The 19,364-nt window shown below is 42.0% G+C and carries 17 protein-coding genes; 13 read left to right on the top strand and 4 right to left on the bottom strand.

The window, feature by feature from the left end; all coding sequences use genetic code 11:
- Positions 1–3: 3 nt before the first annotated feature.
- Entirely contained in the window at positions 4–2,235 is a 2,232-nt protein-coding gene (locus GC102_RS24530) for a CHAT domain-containing protein (protein ID WP_171691814.1), read from the bottom strand.
- Positions 2,236–2,743: 508 nt separating this feature from the next.
- Here GC102_RS24530 and GC102_RS24525 point away from each other — a divergent pair.
- The 4 genes from GC102_RS24525 (at position 2,744) to GC102_RS24510 (ending at position 4,965) form a co-directional block, all read left to right on the top strand.
- Entirely contained in the window at positions 2,744–3,100 is a 357-nt protein-coding gene (locus tag GC102_RS24525; protein WP_171691813.1) for a DNA ligase-like domain-containing protein, read from the top strand.
- 92 nt (positions 3,101–3,192) lie between these two features.
- Positions 3,193–3,882, top strand: a complete 690-nt coding sequence (locus GC102_RS24520) for a metal-dependent hydrolase (RefSeq protein WP_171691812.1) — start codon at positions 3,193–3,195, stop codon at positions 3,880–3,882.
- A 28-nt stretch (positions 3,883–3,910) separates the two neighbouring features.
- Positions 3,911–4,219: a Dabb family protein gene (locus GC102_RS24515; protein ID WP_246321095.1), complete on the top strand. Its 309-nt coding sequence runs from the start codon at positions 3,911–3,913 to the stop codon at positions 4,217–4,219.
- 23 nt (positions 4,220–4,242) lie between these two features.
- On the top strand, positions 4,243–4,965 hold the full coding sequence (locus GC102_RS24510) for a metallophosphoesterase family protein (protein ID WP_171691811.1): 723 nt from the start codon (positions 4,243–4,245) through the stop codon (positions 4,963–4,965).
- A 7-nt stretch (positions 4,966–4,972) separates the two neighbouring features.
- Here the strand turns inward: GC102_RS24510 and GC102_RS24505 are convergent, their stop codons facing one another.
- Complete coding sequence (locus GC102_RS24505; RefSeq protein WP_171691810.1) at positions 4,973–5,362, bottom strand: helix-turn-helix domain-containing protein; 390 nt, start codon at positions 5,360–5,362, stop codon at positions 4,973–4,975.
- A 204-nt stretch (positions 5,363–5,566) separates the two neighbouring features.
- Here GC102_RS24505 and GC102_RS24500 point away from each other — a divergent pair, with 204 nt between their 5' ends.
- The 3 genes from GC102_RS24500 (at position 5,567) to GC102_RS24490 (ending at position 7,778) form a co-directional block, all read left to right on the top strand.
- Positions 5,567–5,782, top strand: coding sequence for a helix-turn-helix domain-containing protein (locus GC102_RS24500; RefSeq protein ID WP_216625547.1), 216 nt, complete (start codon positions 5,567–5,569; stop codon positions 5,780–5,782).
- Positions 5,783–6,020: 238 nt separating this feature from the next.
- Positions 6,021–6,644, top strand: coding sequence for a sporulation-specific diadenylate cyclase CdaS (gene cdaS, locus GC102_RS24495; protein WP_171691809.1), 624 nt, complete (start codon positions 6,021–6,023; stop codon positions 6,642–6,644).
- A gap of 189 nt (positions 6,645–6,833) precedes the next feature.
- On the top strand, positions 6,834–7,778 hold the full coding sequence (locus GC102_RS24490) for a spermine/spermidine synthase domain-containing protein (RefSeq protein WP_246321103.1): 945 nt from the start codon (positions 6,834–6,836) through the stop codon (positions 7,776–7,778).
- A 63-nt stretch (positions 7,779–7,841) separates the two neighbouring features.
- Here GC102_RS24490 and GC102_RS24485 read toward each other — a convergent pair whose 3' ends face one another.
- A complete protein-coding gene (locus tag GC102_RS24485) occupies positions 7,842–8,720 on the bottom strand; it encodes a helix-turn-helix domain-containing protein (RefSeq protein WP_171691808.1) in 879 nt (292 codons plus the stop codon).
- Between the two features lie 131 nt (positions 8,721–8,851).
- Between GC102_RS24485 and GC102_RS24480 the strand changes: the two genes are divergently transcribed.
- From GC102_RS24480 to GC102_RS24455, 6 genes are all read left to right on the top strand, one after another.
- A complete protein-coding gene (locus GC102_RS24480) occupies positions 8,852–11,362 on the top strand; it encodes a glycoside hydrolase family 2 TIM barrel-domain containing protein (RefSeq protein WP_171691807.1) in 2,511 nt (836 codons plus the stop codon).
- 70 nt (positions 11,363–11,432) lie between these two features.
- Positions 11,433–12,542 carry a glycoside hydrolase family 88 protein gene (locus GC102_RS24475; protein ID WP_171691838.1) on the top strand — a complete coding sequence of 370 codons (1,110 nt, stop codon included), beginning with the start codon at positions 11,433–11,435 and terminating at the stop codon, positions 12,540–12,542.
- 110 nt (positions 12,543–12,652) lie between these two features.
- Positions 12,653–13,774, top strand: a complete 1,122-nt coding sequence (locus GC102_RS24470) for an alginate lyase family protein (protein WP_246321094.1) — start codon at positions 12,653–12,655, stop codon at positions 13,772–13,774.
- 269 nt (positions 13,775–14,043) lie between these two features.
- Positions 14,044–16,332 (top strand): chondroitinase-B domain-containing protein, encoded by a 2,289-nt coding sequence (locus tag GC102_RS24465; RefSeq protein WP_246321093.1) that lies wholly within the window; start codon positions 14,044–14,046, stop codon positions 16,330–16,332.
- A gap of 960 nt (positions 16,333–17,292) precedes the next feature.
- Complete coding sequence (locus tag GC102_RS24460) at positions 17,293–17,544, top strand: transporter suffix domain-containing protein (RefSeq protein ID WP_246321092.1); 252 nt, start codon at positions 17,293–17,295, stop codon at positions 17,542–17,544.
- An 83-nt stretch (positions 17,545–17,627) separates the two neighbouring features.
- Positions 17,628–17,924 (top strand): DUF6509 family protein, encoded by a 297-nt coding sequence (locus tag GC102_RS24455; RefSeq protein ID WP_171691806.1) that lies wholly within the window; start codon positions 17,628–17,630, stop codon positions 17,922–17,924.
- A gap of 265 nt (positions 17,925–18,189) precedes the next feature.
- Here GC102_RS24455 and GC102_RS24450 read toward each other — a convergent pair whose 3' ends face one another.
- Positions 18,190–19,131: an aldo/keto reductase family protein gene (locus GC102_RS24450; RefSeq protein ID WP_171691805.1), complete on the bottom strand. Its 942-nt coding sequence runs from the start codon at positions 19,129–19,131 to the stop codon at positions 18,190–18,192.
- Positions 19,132–19,364 lie beyond the last annotated feature (233 nt).

Genomic DNA, 19,364 nt, shown 5'->3' with positions numbered 1-19,364 from the left:
AAGTTACATGAACATTATAGGCGAACAAGAATAGAAAAGATCTTTCATATTTTTACTGGTGTACTCCTTAATAAGGTCGAAATCTTTGTTTATTTTTTTCATTTCTTCAATTACGGTTTCATTACCACATTTCATAATATTAATTGAATCAGACAGTGCTTTGCTGGGTGATGATCCCTTAACTAAAGCATTTGCAAGAAAGCTGCCTAGAATTGTACTAGCAGTAAAATCAACAGTCCATAAATGGCCAATTACGGATTGGTACTCTGATGTAAGCAAAGGTGCCAATCCTAGAAATCCCATTGAATTGAATCGAACAGCTGATGAGCTACTTTGACAAGCATTTAAAACAAGGATTCTTCTAGATTTATCAGAGAAGTCTAAAGAGGATAATTCTCGTGCAGTAATAGGATTATCCATTTCAATAATAAGCTCAGAGTCAGTGGGATCATCTGGATTAAATTTACCATGACACATAAGCCAAATTAAATCATAATCAGGATTGGAATATAATTTTCCGAAAAGTTCTTTAGTACATTGAGAACCTTCAAACAAATCATAAGTAACGCCGTAATTATGAAGTTGCTGAGTAATAAACTCTTTTTCAATAACAGAAAAATTTAAGCTTTGATCTGGATCACACCATATCAATACTTTTTTAATTGCTTTTAATGGAAATGGTTGGTTTGTTACAAGAGAACTAAAGTTATAATTTGTATTACTTTCTAGAAGAGGTATAAAAGGTATATTACTCCAAGATAATTCAAATGTTCTAATTTCTAGAGATTTATCTAATCTTAAGATTTCCTGTTCAAGTAACTTTAAGTTAAAATATTCCTCTATCATTTCTTCATATTTGTTAGATAAGGAAACATCAATATTGCCTAAATTTTGATAATCATATACAAATGAATCTGGATTTTCTAAGCTTACCATCCATGTACCCTCTATTTTACTTTGTAATTCAAAAATCTCTGACAAAGAAATAGAATTTTTTTTCTTAAGTACTTTGATTGTATCGTTCACTCTTAAAATGTGTATAACATTATTGTCGACCATATTACTAATAGTAAATAGAACAACTGACTTCATTTCACTATCATACAATTCATTTACTTTCCATCGATAAGCGAATTCCATTGCCAAATCCCATCGATTTATCTCTAAGCAAAATAATACTAGATCAATAATTACTTGACTATAACTTTGTCTTATCAGTTTATTCAGAATTGCATCGGCAAAACTAGTATTGATTACGTTAAATAAATTTTCATATGCAGAAGTTAGTTCTTCTACATTAAAACTGGATCTACTATTTATAATTCTCAATTTCAATATTAGATGTGCAGCCTCTAATTTTTGCGTATCTAACAGGCCATTAGTTGCAGAATTTAGAGCGATTTGAAAATAAGTCAGATTTTTAGTTATAAGAAATAATGTATTTGCTATGTCAAATACATTATGGTTGTTTTTATTTATTTCGAAATTCAATTGCAGCGACAGTCTATCAATTGTTTCATTTAATCGCTCATCATCCCGGTGGTATTTATTTAAGAATTCACCGAGAGCACATAAATAAATTACATCTGATTTTGTCGCATCATTTCCGAGAATAATTAAATCCTTCATGAATAAGTAGTCATTTAATCCCTCATGGTTAATATCTCCCATAGTTGAACGTAGTTTTAGTTGAAGTATTTCTCTTTGTAGGTATGCTTCTCTTAAATAAGGATTTTCAAGCATATTTGCTCGCCAGTATAAATCGAACATAAAAAATCGAGATTGATTCAAATGAGCTTCACCAATGTGTGTATCTCTGTTGTAGATTTCAATAAAAGGGTCGAAGGATTTCATTAAATATTTGTATGACTCACCTGGCAGTCCAATTTTTTCGAGAATCCATGAAAACCTACAATTAACAATCATTGTACCTATTAATATTTGTGAATTAATTACTTCTTCACTATTTTTTGTATTAAATAAGTCCTCGGGTTTTATTGTTAAAGTTTCAAAATACTTTGTTGTAAATGAATTGAATAAATCAACTGTTTTTCTGAGTTCATAATAATAATGAGGTTCTGTCTCATTAAGTACATAAATAATAATTTGGTGTAATTGTAATACAATCTTCGGTAGTAGTTTTTTTGATAGTATTCTTTTACATTGTCTAATTTTTGATGTATTTAAGCGCTTAATTATAAATAGCTCATCAAAAAGATCATTTAATTCTTTCATTATTTAAATCAACCTTTCGGTACTATTAGTGAAGCAACAGATATATTCTACAATATAATTCTAGAATATTGTAAATAAATATATACAATTTTTCTTGCTCATATTTATTGTTAATATTGTTGCACCATGTAGAAATCTCAATTTATTGATTTTTTGTATTACCATTTCTGATAAAGGACGGAGGATGAAAGAACTCAAATCTATGCATGGCTAGGAATGAATTTAGGAGCTCTCTTTTTTATTCGTCATTCTTTTATAAAATCTCAGGTCTAGAAAAGAAATGAATGCTTGTTGTCATTGGTATATTTAGAAGCAACCTAAGAAACAAATATAAGTGAATTGTACATAAATAAGAAGAATTAAGACTTTAATGTACAATAATTAATTATGTACAGTTTTAAATTATATTTAAATATGATTGATTTACCTTAAATAGGATTAATTTTATAATTATATGTACAATTACTTTATATAGATACTGATTAAGCGAAAGAATTCCAAATACCAAGTGGATACCAAGAGTGACGATTGGCTGAAAATCAAATATTTTAAAACGATTGACGTTGTTATTTTGGGGTACAGAACGAATCCATTTGGCCTTGTTATCGGCTTGAATTTCAGAACGGTGAAGAATAAGCCAGTTGGTGTGGTTGAGTTTGGTTTTCTATCAGAAGATAAGCAAATGTTTTTAATGTTAGCTAAGCAATTGAGCACGTTCATGGAAGACAAAACGCAGTGGATCGAACCACGCTTGTGCTGCCGGATTGACTATTTGGAGCGGACAGATACGCATCAGTTAAGGACTACGGTGTTTCGTGGTTTTTTGCCGGATAAGAAGCCTGAGGAATGTAAATGGGAATCGTAAAGAAGCAAGTGGTAAATAAAGTATGCTAAAATAGGCTGAAGCCAAACCAAGAATAATGAATTGAAATCAGCTAATTACAAAGGAGCGATTTGATGAACGTTATTTTTCATGGACAAAGCTGTGTTGAGATTCGATTAAAGGAGCATACGCTCATCATTGATCCCTTCTTGAACCATAACCCTCTAGCCACTGCAAAACCGGAAGAAATTAAGGCCGATTACATACTCGTCACACATGGTCATGCTGATCATTTAGGTGATTCACTAGAGATTGCAAAGCGCAACGAAGCCACGATTATTGCACCCAATGATTTGGGGAGGTACTTGTCATTCCAAGGGGCAAAAACCCACGGAATGGGGATCGGCGGAGAATATCAGTTTCCTTTTGGTAAAGTGAAAATGACACTGGCGCTGCACGATTCTTCTTATAACCCTCCTGGAACCAAAGAAAATATTTATACAGGAATGGCTAGTGGTTTCCTCATTACAGCAGAGGGGAAAACGATATACCATGCAGGGGACACGGGCCTTTTTGGAGATATGCAATTGCTGGGCAAATTAAATACAATCGATCTTGCCTTCCTTCCAATTGGTGACAACTATACCATGGGCCCCCGCGACGCTGTTATCGCTGCACAATTTTTACAAGCAAAAATGGTCGTTCCGATGCACTACAATACATTTCCGCTCATTAAGCAGGATCCGACGGTTTTTGTTGAGAGTTTGGCTGCTGAGGGAATTAAGGGTGTAGTCATGGAACCTGGTCAAAGTCTAACATGCTAAATTAAACCTAAAGGAGGCTTTTTTAGCCATGATGTTTGAGCACCTGGTTTCGTTCAGATTTAAAGAGCATTTAGATCCACAGAAGGAAAAGGAATTGCTTGAAACCTTATTTTCTTTAAAAAATAAGATCCCTGGTATTGTCGATTTGACGGCCGGCGTAAATGTGACGGAAGAAACAGATAATGTGCAAGGATACACGTTAGGTCTTCGTGTGACTTTTGAAGATCAAGAATCTCTGCGACAATACGGACCACATCCTGCGCACCAGCAATTCGTGAAATCATTAGAGGGAATTATTGAGAATGTTATAGTGATTGATTACCCAATCGGTAAATGAGTGATAAATAGGGGGAAAACCGAGTGAAATTAGCCTTTATTTCGGATATACATGGGAATGCAATCGCACTGGAAGCCGTTCTGGAAGATTTAAGGAAGAATCAGATTGACCGCGTTTATGTGCTGGGTGATCTTTGCTACCGTGGACCGGATCCCAAACGATCTCTTGCATTGGTCCGATCCTTAAACACTCAGATCATTAAGGGAAACGCGGATGAATGGGTTGTGCGCGGTATAAATCAAGGAGAAGTCCCGGAACAGGTCATTGAAATGATGAAGATGGAACTGGAGTGGACGGTTGCGCAATTGGACAAGCAGGATATCGAATATTTGGCGAGTCTGCCCACTGAAATGAAGCTTGAGATTGAGGGTATCACTATTCATGCGTTCCATGCGACGCCAGATAGCTTGTTCGAAATTGTTCTTCCTGGCGCTGGCGATGAGGTGCTGAAGTCTAAGCTTATGTCCGCGTCAGATGCGGATATATTCATTTATGCTCATATCCACAGGCCATTTATCCGTTATATGGATGGCAAAATACTGTTGAATATTGGAAGCGTAGGTCTGCCTTTTGACGGTATGCCAAAAGCTGCTTATGCCGTTGTAGAAATTGAAAATGGACAAATCCGAACCTCGATTGAACGTGTTCCATATCGGATTGAAGACGTGGTTAAGCAATATGAAGAAGCTCAGTACCCGAACGCAGAAATGATGACAAGAATTGTTCGAAACGGTCTTGTGAAATAAAATTGAATCATTGACCGTCGGATGTATTCGTTTGACGGTCTTTCCAAAATAAGACAGTCAGCATACGCTCGACCCATTCTTTATCTTCAGCCGTAAGTACAAAACCATCAAACATAAGCTCATTCTCACGGAGAAAACGTCGCAAATTAACGGGATTACTTTGATATTGCTGTTCAGACGGAGAGGACTCCAGATATCCAGCGATATCCATCAGTTCGGAATAGGAAGTGTTAAGTCCTTCTGACAGCTTCATTAATACTTCCGGTGAAGGTATGCCGCGATTTCCGTTCTCTAGTTGGGAAATATAAGCTGCTGAGACTCCTGAACGGTCGGCAAGCTCGCGGATGGTGAAGCCTTTTAATTTGCGCATATCTTTTAATTTATCGTAGAAATACATAGACTCTCACTCACCTCACTTACAAAAGTAAACATTAGTAAACGATTTAATATTAGCAGTTTACTAATGTAATTACAATTGGAGAAATGGATAAAAATGATCCACATTTGGTTACTTATGTAAACAAAATTGGTTGCATAAGTAAAATTCCAGTGGTATAATGTTTGTGAGGGGAACAAAATGAGAACGGGGGTCTATGGCAGAATGAATATCAAGATCTTGGCGAAGACCGATGTTTTTATTAAAGCGAGAGTCATTAAAGGCTACTCCCAGAGAGAGTTGGCGAAGCACTCGGGTTTAAGTCATGCTTATATCAGTCTGCTTGAACGATCAATTAAATCAGTCGGCCCATCCACAGCTAAGAAATTGAGTGATTTGCTAGATAAGGATTTGGAAGAATTGTTTCTGATTGAGATGTAGTGTAGTTTAAATGAAATGGTAATGAAGAAAAATAAATGTAAACTAAGACCCGCAGCATGTTGCTGTGGGTCCTCTTTTTTTTGGATTGTTTCCGATCTAAGCAGTTTCCGATCTAAGCAGTTTACGATTACATTTAAAGTAATACATATAAGGAAGAATGTACATATTAATTCATAGGTATACTGAAGGTTGATTAACGTATTCGTGAATATAATAATGAAGTTCTGAGGTGTAACGAGTGCAGCAAGTAAATTGTGACATATCCCCGATGAAAGAACAGTTGAAGCGACAATTACGCCACATTTCTGCTGAAATAGAGTGCAGCTTGGATACCTTAGATAATGATGAAAATAACTGTCTTTTAAGTCGATTTGACGACATTCGTGAAGCATTTAAACAAGTCGAATCCATAGCTGCTTCCTTCTATTTGCAATGTTATTTATCCTCTTTCACGACCCATTATTTAGACTTGTCCATTTGCATTCAGCATCTGTCGGAACGCCGGCATGGTGCTTTGATCGTGATCCAGAGGAACGATCTGCTGGATATGTTTATGCACTCTGGCATTAGGTTGGAAGCAACGCTGACTTACTCGTTATTAGAAGCCATCTTTTACCCAGGCAATCCGCTGCATGATGGAGCCCTATTGATTCAATCCGATCGAATCGTTTCGGCTGCGAATGTTTTGCCAGTATCTAATATAACGGTTGACAAAAAACTGGGGACAAGGCATCGTGCCGCGATAGGCTTGACAGAGCGAACCGATGCTCTTGTACTCGTCGTTTCAGAGGAAACCGGCAATGCATCCTTTGCCTATAAGGGAATCCTGCACCCCATTAATTCATTGGATACAATGATCTAGCCGATAACAGCTCGATAGATTCAAATCACTTTTTTTCTGATAAAAAACTGCCCAACTGTCCAGTCATAGGCAATTCGAAGAGAACCGCAGCCCACACTTTCTCGAAAATGATGGCATATCATAATTTTAATTTGTTTGGAAAATTCAAGGAGACTGTAATTATTATGTGAGGTGAAATCATTGCAAAAAATGACAAAGACTCCAAGTAGGATGAAAAAGTTGATACCTAAAAAACCAAACTCTAATCAAATGCGGGGGGATATATGGGATCAATACACACTAAAGCATTTATTGCAAAGGAAACCTAAAATCATATATAAAGGTAAAAGTCGGTATCAAAATATAGTCTTGCTCGAAGCCAGAGATGTACGAATGTATCTGGATAAGCAGCTGCAATTCAGTTCATTGGATGAACGCTTTTATCACGAGGCACTTGTTCACCCGGCAATGACGATGTCGCTTAGTCGCCGAAATGTTTTGATATTAGGTGGTGGCGATGGATTCGCAGTACGAGAAGTGCTTAAATACAAGGATGTTAAAACGGTTGATCTGGTTGAGTTGGATCCGAAAATCATCGAAATGGCTAAAAGAAAGCCCATATCTACATTAAATCATCGTTCATTATTTGATAAACGTGTAAAGGTTCATAAAATGGATGCAAAATTATTTTTCCCTACATCCAAATCCTATCATGTGATTATCGTTGATTTTCCCGATCCATCAGATAGAGTGATTAGTAAGTTGTACACAAAAGAATTTCTTCAACGTGTAGTAAAATCGCTTGCTCCAGGCGGTATCGTTGTCATCCAATCCAATTCCACAGAAGATATGCCGCGAGTATATTGGAGCATTCATCATACGTTGAAAAGCATAGGTATGAAGACGAAAAGCTACAATGTTTATGTCCCTTCTTTCGGAGATTGGGGCTTCCAGATCGCTTCATTTAAAAACTTTATCCCAGGTAGAAAGAAAGTGCCTGTCCCCAACCAAACACTCCCCAAAAACCTTTCAACATTGTTCAAATTGCCGGCAGAAGTTCTTGAATCAAGAAATCAAGCTCTACCAAATAGCTTGAAAAATCTGAGGTTATTTAAATATTATCATCTTGATCAAAAAGTATCCGTAGGGCGCTAAGGAAAAGATAGAGGGCTATGGGATAGTCCTCTTTTGTCTTGCTGTTTTTAATATATGAATCTTTCATGGCTGGTCTGACGTACTTTTAAACTGATAGGGGGTCAATCCCACGTGTTTCTTAAACATTTGGCAAAAATAAGAGAAGTTCCCCAAACCTACAGCCTGCCCGATTCCCTGTATAGAGATGTCACTTGTTTTAAGCAATAAGCAGGCTTGACGAATGCGTCTAGCAGTCAAATATTCGGTAATGCTGCTGCCTACGATTTGCTTAAAGACAGCTGATATGTGATTTGGCGATAAATGAATGGCCTGTGCAAGTTGATTAAGCTCAAATGGCTCCATGTAATGGAGTTCAATCCATTCCATGACCTTCTCAGCAATGGATGAGGACTTTACTTTGGAATTGCGCTCAGTGGATAGGTTGTAGCCGGTTAATGGATAGGAAGTTTTCAAATGATGCATCAGGTTGGTCAAGAAGAACAATTGCTCTTCCAGCAAATGTTCCGGTTTGGCATGCTCAATTGTTTGATGGTGCGCTTGAAGCAAGTTATGCAGAGCCTCTGTGTCTAGTCCGCTGATCTTTTGAATAGACAAGGGGTCTTTCCAAAGCTTCTGGAAAAATTCACGTGTGGAAGGGAACGCCCCCAAACAGCTATCAAGCAGTGCAGGTTCGAATACGAAAAAAGATCGGATGTACGCTTGTTGGGCTAGTTCGTTCATACGAATCCGATGAAGCTGGAAAGGTCTGAAGTAAAAGAGCATGCCAGGTGCTAGGTCGAAAATTTGTTGTTCCACAATGACTGTGCCGGTGCCTTCGTGGACGATAAGGATTTCCATACCTTGATGTGCGTGATAGATTTCAGCAAATGCATTTGTCCGATTTCGGTAAAATTGAAGATGTGCAGGGTGTTGATTAAGGTTCAAGTAATTCATTACCTTCATGGTCCGAATGACTCCCCTCTCTCAAATCTGTTAAATCATAATACAACAACATTTTATCATAAGAGCACTACACTCTGTTCGATTGATTTTTGCTATACTGAGGGCAAGAATTTCGGTGGGAGTGATTGACATTGCTAGGTCAACGGTTGAATCAGAATTGGGAGCATTACTGTGGAAGTCTAGGAGGCGTGTGGGAGGTATGGCGGGGCGATAAGCTCCAAAATCACTATAATGTCCCATGGAAGCAAGTAGAGCTTCCGCATTCTTACAATGCTTTGGATACGATGGACCCAGACAGTAAGTACTATCAAGGTCAGGGCTGGTATCGCACGAAGCTGGAGGTGAACAATCCGTATCCGAACGGCCGAACGCTCTTGCACTTCGAAGGAGCTGGACAGCGTTCTAGCGTATTTGTTTATACCGAGCAGGTGGGCGAACACCTTGGGGGTTATGATGAATTCACGGTTGATATTACGGAAGCTGCTGCACGAGCGCAGGGAATTGAACGCTATGAGGGTAAAGTCGCCGTAGCCGTCATGTGCGATAACAGCCGTGAGCTTGAGACGATTCCGTCAGATGCTAGTGATTTCCACCTATATGGCGGTGTGTATCGCTATCTGAATCTGGTCTATGTGCCAGCGATGTCGCTGGAGAAAGTACATATCGAGACCGACACGCAAGCCTTGCAAAAGTCGACGGTAACCGGCTCGGGTTCGATATCCTCCTGTACGGTGAAAGTTCGCGCTGCGTTATATAATCCGAAGGGCTTGAACGAAAACCTGCAATTGACGATCCAATTAATGGACCCGACGGGAAAAGTGATAGCGGTTTCAAATGTGAGCTCAATGCCATGGGAAGGTGAAAAGGAGCTAACCGTGTTCGAGCTCGATACACCTCAGCTCTGGTCGACGGATCAACCTGTTTTGTATGGTTGTAAGGTGACTCTTTCGAGCGTCCATGGAGAGACTACGGTTAACGAGAAATTCGGGGTTCGTTTCTTTGAGTTCATGAAGCAAGGTCCTTTCAAGCTTAATGGTGAGCGGTTATTGCTTCGCGGTACACATCGACATGAGGATCATGCCGGTGTTGGGCCTGCAATGACAGAAGAAATGATTCGTGAAGAAATGCGATTGATTAAGAGCATGGGGGCTAACTTTATTCGGCTGGGGCATTACCAGCAATCGAGAATTGTACTGAATCTTTGCGATGATCTCGGCATTTTGGTTTGGGAGGAAATCCCTTGGTGCCGTGGAGGGTTAGGGGGTGAAGCTTACCGGCAGCAATGTCGCGATATGCTAAGTTCGATGATCTCTCAGCATTACAATCATCCGTCCGTGATTCTTTGGGGGCTTGGCAATGAAAATGATTGGGAATGCGATTTTGATTATTTTGATCAGGAAGAAATCCGTGGCTTTATGAAAGAGCTTCATGACCTGTCACACCAGTTGGATGCAGGGCGTCTGACCGCGATACGTCGATGTGAGTTTTGCAAAGATATTATTGATGTCTACTCGCCATCCATTTGGGCAGGGTGGTATCGAGGTATATACACAGACTACGAGAAAAGCTCCAGGATGGCCTTTGAACAGGTAGACTCCTTTTTCCATATGGAATGGGGGGCTGATAATTTGCCAACTCGGCATGTGGAGAAAACATACACCGGTTTCGAGTATATCCCTCGCGGAAACGGAGCTACAGAAGAGCGAGATGGGGATTATTTACTTACAGGTGGCGAAACGCGTGTCTCTCGTGATGGGGATTGGTCGGAGACCTACTTCTGTGAAATGATCGATTGGTATTTAAAATGCCAAGAGGGAATGGATTGGCTAACAGGAGCGGCACAATGGTCTTTCAAGGATTTCGCCACGCCAGTCCGCCCGGATTCACCGATTCCATATCTGAATATGAAGGGAATCGTTGAACGTGATTTGACGAAGAAGGAAGCTTTTTATGTCTTCCAATCCTATTGGTCTAAAGAACCTATGGTGCGTATCTACGGTCACACGATGCCAGTCCGTTGGGGGGCTAAGGATGAGCAGAAGTGCCTAAAGGTTTATTCCAACTGCTCTAAGGCAGAGCTTTTCCTTAATGGGGTTAGTTTAGGCGTGAAACAGCGTAATTCCAAAGACTTTCCATGTGCGGGTCTACGTTGGAATACTGCCTTCAATCCTGGCATGAACCATGTGCAGGTCATCGCAGAGAAGGAAGGCATCATCGTGAAAGATGAGATGACTTTCAACTACCAGACAGAGACATGGGGGGAGCCGACGGAGCTTCAGCTTACGTCAATGAAGCAGGATGATGGTCGTATCTATGTGGAAGCGCGTATGTTTGACGAGAAGGGTGTTTTTTGTCCAGATAATTCTCATTTCATTCGTTTCGGACTTAGTGGCGATGGCAAGCTGCTTGATGGTCTTGGCACGATCCATGGCTCGCGGCTCGTACAGCTGGCAACTGGATGTGCGGGGATTTATATCGATCCGCAGGGTGGAAGTGCAGCTGCCATTGGTGAGACTGCGTTCATCTCTGCGGGCGGACCAGCCATGGCTGCTTTCAAAGCAGGCAAGGTAGCTCATCTACCGACTTCGGTAGTTAGCGCGAAGTGTGAAGGTATGGCTACTGCTTTTATCACTTTACAATAAAACCAAAGGAGCAAATCGAATGGAAAACAAGACAACTATTCAAGCTGACAAGTGGAAGAACGCGGCAAGTATGAAGGAAGCACTGCCCCTCGTATGGGAGGCGCTGCAGGTAAAAGTAGATAGAATGATCGAGCAGCTCGGGGATAAATCTCCGCATGTGGCTAAGGAAGACGGTATCTACGATGACATGCGCCACGATTGGTGGACATCCGGTTTTTGGCCAGGCATCCTGTGGATTATGCACGAAATGACAGGCAAGGATCATTACAAAAAAGCGGCTTGGAGCTGGGACGAGAAGTTTGAAAAGAAGATGATCGAGGCTAACAACTACCATCATGATGTAGGCTTTCAATTCCTGCCGACGGCGATTATCAAATACAAGCTGACAGGCGATCAGGACGGCAAGCGCCGGGGGCTGTTTGCGGCAAACTTCTTAACGGGACGCTTCAATCTGGCTGGTCAGTTTCTGAGAGCTTGGAATCAAGAAAAAATCGGATGGTCTATCGTGGATTCGTCTATGAACTTGTCTCTGTTGTTTTGGGCTGCACAAGAGTCTGCTGATCCGCGATTTGAGCATGTAGGCAAGGCGCATGCAGATACGGTGGTGGAACACTTTATCCGAGAAGACGGATCTGTGAATCACATTCTTAGCTTTGACCCAAGGTCAGGTGAACTCATCGAATCTCTTGGTGGGCAAGGTGCAGGTCCTCACTCTTCCTGGAGCCGTGGGCAAGCATGGGCGCTGCATGGTATGGCCAACACGTATCGCTACACAGGGGATACCAAATATCTCCATGCGGCTAGGCGCGTAGCACACTATTTCCTTGCTTGCTTGCCAGAGGATCATGTAGCGCATTGGGATTTCCGCGCAGACGAATCGTTGGAGGGCCTCCCGCGCGACACGTCTGCAGCAACCTGCGCTGCGTCTGGTTTGCTTGAGCTGGCTGATGCACTTCCACCCGTAGAGGGCGCACTTTATCGGCGGGCAGCTGAACGGATCCTGCTATCCTTGACCCAGAACTATGCGACATGGGATCAACCGGAGCATGAGGCGATCCTTCGTGGCGGAACTGGCAATTTACCCGCTGGGCAGAACATTGATGTTTCCTTGATCTATGGAGACTATTACTATGTTGAGGCTATTGCAAAACTGCTAGGCTGGAAGAATCGTATTTTCTAGCAAACAGGCCTGTGACCTGCTGATTTCATTATGGAATTAGCAAGTCATAGGCTAATTGCTTTTACAAATGTTGCATCGTAGAAGGATATTAGTTTGCAGGGAGGGGCCTAATGATGGAGATCTTAAAGTTAAACAAGGAACAATGGAAAGATTACTTTGATATGGACAGAATTCTCCATGATGCGGAGGATTCGCTTCACGCTCCGGTGATACATATAACAGATCATATTGCTCCTGGAAGTCCTGGAGGCTTGCATGATTATTATTCGAATGGAGACTACTGGTGGCCGAATCCGGATACGATGGACGGACTTCCGTATATTCGCCGCGATGGTGAAAGTAATCCTGGCAATTTCGATCACCATCGGAGCACGCTGCGGCTTATGAGGTCGCATGTGGTCAGGTTGGCTTCGGCCTATCGGATTACTGAGGACGAACGGTATGCGGCAAAAGCGATACAGCTTTTGAAGGGGTTTTTCTTGGATGAACAGACCCGAATGTATCCGCATCTGCTGTACGCCCAAGCGATTCCTGGCGTATGCGAGGGAAGGGGAATCGGGATTATCGATACGCTCCACTTGATCGACGTTACGGTTGCCGTAAAAGCTTTACAATCGGCATTATCTGTGGATAAATCGACAAGGTTGGGCCTCGCGGATTGGTTCTCCAGTTATTTGAATTGGATAAGCACGCATCATCAAGGTATTGAGGAAAGGGACGCGTCCAATAATCATGGGATCTGCTGGTTTGTGCAAGCAGCGGCATTTGGATGGATGACTGGAAATCAACAAATGCTTGACTTTTGCCGGGAACAATTCAAGACCCGTCTGCTGGCTGAACAAATGGATCAGAACGGCAGTTTGCCGAGGGAATTGGCGCGAACTAAGCCTTATGCTTATTCCATCTTCGCATTGGATAATCTGGTCACTCTCTGCCATATCCTATCGACTCCGAACGATAACCTATGGGATTATCAATTACCCGATGGAAGAGGAATTCGGAAGGGAATCGATTTTCTGACACCATATTTGATGAATAAAGCTGCATGGCCTTATAGACATGATGTGGAGTGCTTTGAAGAGTGGCCTGTCGGGATATCATTGCTATTATTCGCGGGGCTTGCTTACGAAACTGATGATTTGCTGAAGCTGTGGCACGAGCTTGATAAAAGCCCGGCGAGTTCAGAGGTGCGTCGAAATATGGCCATCCGACAACCGCTGCTTTGGTTATAAGAATGTGGGGGCAAGGCCGCGAAGGGATGTCTGGTAACTGAGGACACTCCTTTTTTGCGTTTACATCCATATTTGAATAGCCAGAATAGGTAATGAGGGTGTGGAGTTTCGATTTTAAAGATGAATTTACGATTATGAAGATTTATTATCTCCATGATTTATTTAAAATTGAAGGAGAGTGCGCACTCGACGACAATGAAAGGAGTTTAAAGGTTGGAAAGGATTGGTTGGTTCGAAAATGAAACCAAGTTAAGAGGAGGATGTAATTAATGGGAAGAGGAAAAAAAGCAGGCATTGTTATGTTATTGGTTAGTTTGTTTCTTGCCATGATTCCTTTTTCAGGTTATGCGGCGGACGCTAAATTGTCGGTTGCAGCATCTGGCGTGACTGCGAGTGCGGATGATGGGAACGTACCTGCCAATACGGTGGATGGAAGCTTAACCACCCGCTGGTCTGCAAGTGGTGACGGGCAATGGATCAAGTTCGATTTGGGCTCCGTTAAAAAAGTATCTTTCCTTAAAATTGCTTTTCTAAATGGGGATACGAGAACATCCAATTTTGATATTCAAGTATCTACGGATAATGTTACTTTTACGACGGTTCAGGCTAACGTGATGAGCAGTTTGAATACAAGCCTGCAGATTTTTGATTTTCCGGATGTAGACCCCGTCCGTTATGTGCGGATTGTTGGACATGGCAACTCTGTCAACGCATGGAATAGTTACACAGAAGTTGAAATTTACGGAGACACTTCTGTAAGCGCTTCCGTAGACGCGAAGTTTTCCGTCCCCGGGTCTTCCGTTACCGCTAGCGCGGATGATGGGAATGTGCCTGCTAACACGGTGGATGGAAGCTTAACCACTCGCTGGTCTGCTAATGGTAATGGGCAATGGATCAAGTATGATTTGGGTTCCAGTGTCAAGGTTGCCTTCATTAAGATCGCATTTTTAAGCGGGGATACAAGAACTTCCAGCTTTGATATTCAAACTTCAACCGATAACGTGAATTTCACAACGGTTCAGTCCAACGTGACCAGCAGTTTGAATACAAGCTTACAGACATTTGATTTCCCTGATGTAACGCCAGTCCGTTATGTGCGAATTGTTGGACATGGCAACTCCGTCAACGCATGGAATAGTTATAATGAGGTAGAAATCTATGGCGTTGTTCCAGTTACTCCTGGTATTCCTGTTTCCACATCCGCAGAGTTAACAACGGCCTTGAGCAATGCAAGTGCAGGTACCACGATTGTTCTCGCTAATGGGACCTACTCACAAACAGGCCCCTTCGTTTTGAGCAACAAAAACGGCACAGCGAGCAGCCCCATCACGATCAAGGCAGCTTATCAAGGGCAGGCGATTATTTCTGGTGGGGCGTCTCTCCAGATTCAAAACTCGTCCAATGTCGTTATCGAGGGGCTTAAATTTACAAACTTAGGAAATACAGCTCTTCTCTTAGATGGATCCAATAATATTCGAGTAACTCGAAATCAATTTGCACTACAAGCAACCGGAGGAACACTAATCTGGCTTCAGGTTAGCGGTGTCAATAGTCATCATAATCGAATCGACCATAATGACTTCGGTCCCAAGAGTGACACGGATCCTCTAATTGCCTATCAAGGCGATAATAATGGGAACATTTCTCAGTATGACGTCATCGAATATAATTACTTTCATGATGTGGGTCCATGGGTTGCTAATGGCAAAGAAACGATACGACTTGGATTATCGGGAATCTCCTTGTCTAATGGGTTTAATACCATACAGTACAATCTATTTGAGAACTGCGATGGCGAACCCGAGATCGTTTCGGTGAAAAGCAGCAATAACACAGTTCGCTACAATACCTTTAAGACATCCAAAGGAGGACTAACATCAAGACATGGGCATAACAACTCATTTTACGGAAACTTCTTCCTTGGCGATGGTGTAGAAACGGAAGAAGCGGGCATCCGTATTTATGGCAACGACCATAAGATATACAACAATTACATGGAGAATCTTACGGCTAACGCCATTATTCTTGACAATGGTAATTACGATGGAGGTACGAGTGGGTATCCCTCCAATCCAACGGCTGATGACTTGAGAGCGCAGTGGAAAATTTACAGAGCGCAAGTCGTCAACAATACGATTGTTAACAGCACGACGGGAATTATTGTTGGTTCCAGTAAAACGTATGCAACTCAGGACAGCAGAGTGGCTAATAATATCGTAAAAAATTCCACGGGTACCCTCTATGATGAAGTTGTGACGACCAACACCATATTCGAGGGGAATATTGGGTTTGGCAGTACAGTAAGCAATAATAGTTCGAGGACGGCCGCCCAAATTTGGGGAATAAATCCGTTGCTTACAACTGTAAACGGGTTGCAAAAATTGTCCGCTACCAGTCCGGCAATAAACGCTGCATTGGGAACCTACACCTTTGTGACAGAGGATATGGATGGAGAAACACGCTCCACCACTGATATTGGAGCAGATGAACGGTCTTCAAGCACGTCATTTGGGAAACATCCGTTGGTGGTAACAGAGGTAGGACCGAATGCGCCTTAAGTAACCAGTATGGCTAGAAATGAAGATCGCAACAGCTTAGGCTGTGCGGTCTTTTTTTCATACCAGTCCCCTAACCGTAAACCGCTCAACCGTCCATTTCGTGTCGATTTTCCCATATAGTCGCTCCTTAGCAAGTAGCCAAACAATTAATGTTCACCCACCTGTGAACATATTCTTGATTTTCTACCTGCCCTCGCACTCAACTTTCTACAATAAACACCGTTAAAGGAGCACGTCCATCTCATGGCACAATCACAGGCAAACCGCACCCATAGTTCTTCTATCAGCATCCCAAATTCAACCCGCGCACGGTCTCACCAGATTTTCGCGGAACGTAGAAGCCTTATTTTACTCAAAAACGCCTATATCACGTTTTCGCGGAACGAGGAGCCTCTATTTCCCGCTTTCGAGGCGTAAAAACCGGTAAAACGCCAAAATAGCGCCCCCACGTTCCGCTTACCGGCCCAGAGTCGGCATAATCACCGAAATAGCGGCTGCTCGTTCCCTATGATCCGCAGATTAGCAGCTTATATGTCCGAAATCGCTCCTCAGAGTTGGATTCGATCAGCTGTTTATCAGTATTTGAACAGAATACTATCTACCTGCCGTCGCACCAAACTTTTCACTATACCCTCCAACAACAGAGCACGTCACATGGTTTACAACCGGTCAAAAAATTAATGTTCACTCACCAGTGAACTTATTCTTGCTTATCTACCTGCTCTAAGCACTCAACTTTCTACTGTATACTCCAATAAAGGAGCACATCCATCTCATGGCCCAATCACAGGTAAGCCGCAACCATAGTTCTTCTATCCGCTTCCCAAATTCAACCCGCACCCGTTTGTTTTCTGATCTGTGGGAGAAATGGGGAGTAATCTGTTTTTCTGTCAAACTTGATAATGTTGGAAAAGGCAAGTAGAGTTGTAGGGTAGAAGTTGATAGTAGGGGGTTGTTATTTTGAAAAAACTGGGTATTGCAATGCTAGTCGTCTCTGCGATAGCTCTTTTGTCGGCATTTACGATTCCATTCTTCGTTCATACCGGAGGTGGGATTGCTCGTTGGATAGCTGGTCTTCTCATTGTTAGCGAGATTGCGTTCTGGACAGGCGGCATCATTCTAGGTAAAGAAGTGGCGAGAAAATATAGACGGTACTTAAATCCTAAAAACTGGTCGCGAAAACAGCATAAGTCGAGTAACGATGGAGAATAAAAGAAAAGATACTTCCGCGAAAGTTTAGTTTTTTTCTTATTTTCAGGTATACTATAACCTGCAGATGAAAAAGGGGTGGTCCAATGTTTACAATGACAAGTTACACTGTGGAATTAGTGAAAGATCCATTTGGGATTTTGACGGGGCAGCGATATGAGTTTCTCATTGATATTGAAGTTGAGGAAGATGACGAATTATACTCGGAAAGCGGATTATATATCAGAGCGATCTATAGCGTGGAAGAGGAAAAGTCTGGGATTATGAAGTATGAGCTTTATGAGAAAACGACACAACTCTATCTAGATTTTGATCTAGAGGATGATGAAGTTGCCGCAGTAGAAGCGTTTTGCAAAGAGCACGTTCAAGAAGGAAATGAATAAGTAAGTGAACAGCCATTCGAGATGCATGCATCTTGGATGGCTGTTTTTCATCCTATTGAATCAAGTATCAACATGGGAAACTTCACCTCTTCAAACAAATTTTCCAATGGTTCAACTATTATTCACCCAGAATGATCTGTTAGCGCCGTGTGTATGGCACCGTTCAAATCTTTAGGGCTCGTTGTTTCCAAAATAGCATCCGAACATAAAAAGAAAAACCCCTCACATAGTAAGGGATTTTCATCAAGCTAATCAGGTGTACTTCTTATCCTTGAAGGATGTCTTCGACCTTTTGTAACACATCTTCCGTCAAGCGGATGCCGCTTGCTGCGCAATTTTCAACGACTTGCTCAGGGCGGCTAGCTCCAACGAGGGCACTTGCTACATTGTTTTGTCTGAGAATCCAAGCAATGGCCAGCTGAGAGACCTTGATGCCAAGCTCATCGGCGATTCCAGATAATTGTGCCACTTTATTCAAAGAAGCTTCGTTTAATTGCTTGTCGCTCCAATTCTTGCTGCTTGCTCGGCTATCAGCAGCGATGGGTTGTCCTGCACGATATTTGCCTGTAAGAAGCCCCTGCGCAAGCGGTGAGAAGACAACTTGACCGAATCCCTTAGCTTCGCCAAGTGGGATAATTTCTTTTTCGATGTAGCGATTGAATAGGTTGTAGATCGGTTGATTGACAATGAGCTTATCTAACAGAAGCTTGTCTGCGATTGCGTAAGCTTCAACAATCTGAGCTGGCGTCCATTCGCTGACACCGATGTAGAGCACCTTGCCTTGTGTGACTAAATCGTCCAATGCGCGTAAAGTTTCTTCAAGCGGAGTTTCAGGGTCATAACGGTGGCAATAGTAAATATCAATGTAATCCGCATTCAGTCGACGTAGACTGGCTTCGGCCTGCTCTTTAATATGTTTGCGGGATAAACCGCGATCATTAGGACCATCGCCCATCGTATTAAAAACTTTTGTGGCTAGAACATAGGATTCCCGTGGATAGGAAGAGAGTGCTTTGCCCATCACTTTTTCTGCTTCACCACGTTCGTATACGTTAGCTGTATCAAAGAAATTAACACCCAAATCATAAGCTTGTTCAATAGAACGGACGGCAGGATCATCCCCGACATAACCGCCGTATGTGAGCCAACTGCCAAGACTGATTTCACTGACTTTGAGACCGCTGTTACCGAGTTTGCGATATTGCATGATTGTTATCCTCCTAGTGCAATATGGGATAAATACTAACTATCTATATTATAGAGACATTCCCCGGTTAATGTAAGAACTGACAAATAGGTGATTAAGTTACCTGGAGGTGCGACGCTTACTTCAAGGTAAGTACATATGTGATCGGGAAATAAAGTGAGATGAAGGCAAATCTGCTGTGTAGCCAAGTGCCATCTTTTAACGTAAAATGACTGTGAAAGGAGGAGGTATTT

This window comes from Paenibacillus germinis, assembly GCF_013141785.1.
Taxonomy (GTDB): Bacteria; Bacillota; Bacilli; order Paenibacillales; family NBRC-103111; genus Paenibacillus_E; species Paenibacillus_E phytorum.
The sequence above is the reverse complement of the archived record's forward strand: the minus strand, read 5'-3'. Positions and strand labels throughout refer to the sequence as shown.

Coding starts and splice junctions, on each gene's coding strand:
- GC102_RS24530 (WP_171691814.1), bottom strand. CDS start 2,235: ATGAAAGAATTAAATGATCTTTTTGATGAGCTATTTATAATTAAGCGC.
- GC102_RS24520 (WP_171691812.1), top strand. CDS start 3,193: ATGAACGTTATTTTTCATGGACAAAGCTGTGTTGAGATTCGATTAAAG.
- GC102_RS24515 (WP_246321095.1), top strand. CDS start 3,911: ATGATGTTTGAGCACCTGGTTTCGTTCAGATTTAAAGAGCATTTAGAT.
- GC102_RS24505 (WP_171691810.1), bottom strand. CDS start 5,362: ATGTATTTCTACGATAAATTAAAAGATATGCGCAAATTAAAAGGCTTC.
- GC102_RS24500 (WP_216625547.1), top strand. CDS start 5,567: ATGAATATCAAGATCTTGGCGAAGACCGATGTTTTTATTAAAGCGAGA.
- GC102_RS24490 (WP_246321103.1), top strand. CDS start 6,834: ATGACAAAGACTCCAAGTAGGATGAAAAAGTTGATACCTAAAAAACCA.
- GC102_RS24485 (WP_171691808.1), bottom strand. CDS start 8,720: ATGAAGGTAATGAATTACTTGAACCTTAATCAACACCCTGCACATCTT.
- GC102_RS24475 (WP_171691838.1), top strand. CDS start 11,433: ATGAAGGAAGCACTGCCCCTCGTATGGGAGGCGCTGCAGGTAAAAGTA.
- GC102_RS24470 (WP_246321094.1), top strand. CDS start 12,653: ATGATGGAGATCTTAAAGTTAAACAAGGAACAATGGAAAGATTACTTT.
- GC102_RS24465 (WP_246321093.1), top strand. CDS start 14,044: ATGGGAAGAGGAAAAAAAGCAGGCATTGTTATGTTATTGGTTAGTTTG.
- GC102_RS24455 (WP_171691806.1), top strand. CDS start 17,628: ATGTTTACAATGACAAGTTACACTGTGGAATTAGTGAAAGATCCATTT.
- GC102_RS24450 (WP_171691805.1), bottom strand. CDS start 19,131: ATGCAATATCGCAAACTCGGTAACAGCGGTCTCAAAGTCAGTGAAATC.